At 59.4% G+C, this 3,798-nt stretch carries 2 protein-coding genes; both read right to left on the minus strand.

The features are described 5' to 3' along the window. Nucleotides 1-74 precede the first annotated feature (74 nt). Nucleotides 75-1,745: an NAD+ synthase gene (locus NW844_RS12390; RefSeq protein ID WP_414336069.1), complete on the minus strand. Its 1,671-nt coding sequence runs from the start codon at nucleotides 1,743-1,745 to the stop codon at nucleotides 75-77. Nucleotides 1,746-1,833: 88 nt separating this feature from the next. After that, nucleotides 1,834-3,711: an excinuclease ABC subunit UvrC gene (uvrC, locus tag NW844_RS12395; RefSeq protein ID WP_414336067.1), complete on the minus strand. Its 1,878-nt coding sequence runs from the start codon at nucleotides 3,709-3,711 to the stop codon at nucleotides 1,834-1,836. Nucleotides 3,712-3,798 lie beyond the last annotated feature (87 nt).

Below are 3,798 nucleotides of genomic sequence, written 5' to 3' on the forward strand. Positions count from 1 at the left end.
GGAGAGGGGCTGGGGGTGGTCGCGTGAGCGGCGCGGAGCGCTTGGGCTGACTCCCCCTGGGAGAGGGCAAAATCTCAACTGATCCCTTCCTGGCATTTGGCGATGGGCATGCGCCAGCCGGTGCCAAAGGCGCGATCGGTAACCCGCAGGCCGGGGGGAGCCTGGCGGCGCTTGAACTCGGCCTTTTGAACCAGGCGCAGCACCTGTTGTACGGTGTCGGGATCAAACCCTTGGGCCACCAGCTCGGCAGCCGACTGGTGCTGTTCGATGTGCCGCTGCAGGATGGTGTCCAGCAGGTCATAGGGGGGCAGGCTGTCGCTATCTTGTTGGCCGGGCCGCAGCTCCGCCGAGGGAGGCTTGGTAAGGATGGGGAGTGGGATCCGCTCCCCCTGGCGGTTGATCCAGCGGGCCAGGCGGTAGACCCAAGTTTTGGGCACATCGGAGATCACCGCCAGGCCGCCGGACATATCCCCGTAAAGGGTGCAGTAGCCCACCGCCAGCTCCGACTTGTTGCCTGTGGTCAAGAGCAGCCGGCCAAACTTATTGGAAAGGGCCATGAGCAGGGTGCCGCGAATGCGCGATTGCAGGTTTTCTTCCGTCGTGTCGGGGGGCAGGCCGGCGAAAGCTTCTGCCAGCAGGTGCTGGTAGCTCTCCATAATCGAGTGAATGGGCAGCTTCAGGGTAGGGATCCCCAGGTTTTGCGCCAGTTGGTAGGCATCGGTCAGGCTGCCCGGGCTGGAATAGGGAGAGGGCATGAGCACCCCCAGCACTCGCTCCGGGCCCAGGGCATCGGCGGCAATGACAGCAGTAACAGCCGAGTCGATCCCCCCCGAGAGGCCCAGCAAGACTTCGCGAAAGCCACATTTGCTGACGTAGTCGCGGGCGCCCAGAACCAGCGCCTCGTAGAGCTCTGCTTCCGGCTCCGTTGGCCAGCGGGATCCCGGCGGGCTCTGTTCCTCGTCGGGGGGATGGGTCAGCGCCTCCACATCCACAATCAGCCGATCCGGCGCGAAGGCAGCGGCTTGGGCCACCAGCCGGCCCCGGCCATCTAGGGCGCAACTGGCCCCGTCGAAAATGAGGTCGTCATTGCCCCCCACCTGGTTGACGTAGAGGATGGGCAGGGCATGCTTGCGGGCCAGGGATCCCAGCATCTCCACCCGCAATTTTTGCTTGCCCAGGCTAAAAGGAGAAGCCGACAGATTGATGAGTAAATCGGCGCCACAGCGGGCCATCTCTTCCACCGGATCGCGGTGGTAGCGGCGGTGGCGCCAAAAGTCGCGGTCGTTCCAGATATCTTCGCAGATGGTGAAGCCCAGCCGGCGACCACGGTACTCGATGGGCCGGGGCGGGGATCCCGGCTCGAAGTAGCGATCCTCGTCGAAGACATCGTAGGTGGGCAGGAGCGACTTTTGAAACCAGTGGCGGATCTGACCCCCTTCCAGCCAGGCCGCGGCGTTGTAGAGGGGCCGCCCCTCCGGCAGAGGGTTGGGCTGCACGGATCCCACCACCACCGGAATGCTATCCCGCAGCCGGGCGGCCAACTGCTGCAAAACTTGGCCTGCCCTCTCGACCAGGGCCGGGTAGAGCAACAGGTCGCGAGGCGGGTACCCCAACAGGGCCAGCTCAGAGGCGATGGCCAGCTCCGCTCCTGCCGCTGACGCTGCTTCCACCGCCAGACGGATGCGCTCGGCATTGCCGCTGAGATCGCCAACGGTGTAGTTCAGTTGCAGCAGCGCTATCTTCACCCTGGCCCCCTTGGCCGAGAACGGCTGTCCTAGCAAGTGGTGGATTTCACGATAATAGGCCAGCTCCAAGGGGAGATTTGGCTCCCCGTCAGCGTCTCTCCGGCTCCGCCAACGCAGTTGCCGGCAAATCGGCCTCCGGGTGGAAGTAGCGGTAGATCTGGCGCGCCAGCTTGGGGCCAATGCCGGGCACCCGGGCCAACTGGTCTTCTGAGGCCACCTGGATGCGAGCAATCGACCGAAACTCTTCCATCAGCAGCTTTTGCCGGTACTTGCCCAGGCCGGGGATCTCGTCAAGCGTAGAGGCCTGTTGGCGCAGCTTCCGCTGCTGGCGATGGTAGGCAAGGGCAAAGCGGTGGGCCTCATCTCGCAGGCGTTGCAACAGCAGGCGAGCCGGATCTTGCGCAGCCAACCGCAGCGGCACGGGATCCCCCGGCAGGAAGATCTCTTCTTCTCGCTTGGCCAGGGCAATCACCGGCAGGTGATCCAAACCCAAATCCGCCAAGACGGCCATGACTGCCGACAGTTGCCCCTTGCCCCCGTCGATGAGCACCAAATCCGGCTGATCCTCGGGAGTCATCTTGCTGAAGCGACGCCGTGCCACCTCGGTATGGCTGGCAAAATCATCGGAATGGCCGGGGCGTACCTCAGGGTTGCGAATCTTATAGCGGCGGTAGTGTTGCTTGGCCGGCAGGCCATCGATAAACACCACCTGACTGCCCACAGCATCGGATCCCTGAATGTGGGAAATATCGTAAGCTTCCAGACGGCGGGGCGGCTCCGGCAGATCCAAGACTTCCGCCAAGCGCTCCAAGGCAGCAGTGTTCTGATCGGCCAGGCGCTGGCTGCGGGCTAGCTCCAGCTCGGCGTTTCGCTCCACCAACTCGATCAGCTCTGCTTTGCTCTGCCGTTGAGGGGTGATAAGGCTTACCTTGCGGCCCTTTTTCTGGCTCAGCCAAGACTCCAGAAAATCGCGATCGGGCAATTCATACTGGGTCAAGATTTCCGAAGGAATTTCCACCGGATCACAGTATTGGTAATGTTCTTGTAAAACTCGCTGCAAAATCAACGCCGGATCATCGCCCCGATTTTCGGCAACAAACCCCAGCCGTCCCACCAACTTGCCGGCCCGCACCTGAAACAATTGAATGCAGGCTCGCGAATCGTTCATGGCCAGGGCCAGAGCATCACGGCTGGCGCTAGAGTTGGGCAAAGAGACCTTCTGGGATTCGCCCAGTTGCTCTAGGCCGCGGATTTGATCCCGATATCGCGCGGCTGCCTCGTAATTTTCTTGTTCGGCAGCCTGGATCATTTTCTCCTGCAGTTGTCTGATCAGCTCATCCGTCTGGCCTTGGAAGATCATGGCTACTTGAGCTAGCGTTTTGCGGTAGTCTTCTGGGCTGATCAAGCCTTGACATACTCCGGGACAACGTCCAATGTCATAGTTCAAACAGGTGCGATCTTTGTACAGAGGCTTAGATCGTTGACGCAAGGGGAAAATTCGCTTGACCAATCCAAGGGTGTAGCGCAACAAACCGACATCAGTATAAGGGCCGTAGTATTTGTCTTGATTCTGATTGAGACGACGGTGACGAGTGATATAAAGCTGTGGATAAAGCTCTGACCAGGTGATACACAAGTAAGGATACTTTTTATCATCCTTAAGGAGGACGTTATAGGGGGGTTGGTGAGTCTTAATTAGATTGTCTTCTAGAGCCAAAGCTTCACTTTCATTATCGGTAACGATAAACTCAATTTCACAAACCTGAGCTACCATGCGCTGAATGCGAGGAGACAGATCATCAGCAAAACGGAAATAAGAACGCACGCGAGAGCGCAATTTCTTAGATTTGCCTACATAGAGAATTTGATCTGTGGCATCTCGCATTAGATATACGCCAGGCTCGGTGGGAATCTCCCTAAGACGGCTTTCCAAAGCGTCACGATTTTGAATCAGGGGAACAGTCATAGAGTTCGGTTCTACCAGGCAGAGTCAGGGATCCCATGGCTTCAATCTAGCAATGATACGACTTTTTCCGGCAACGCCGACTTCAAC

The organism is Synechococcus sp. H55.2 (assembly GCF_047462495.1).
Classification (GTDB): domain Bacteria; phylum Cyanobacteriota; class Cyanobacteriia; order Thermostichales; family Thermostichaceae; genus Thermostichus.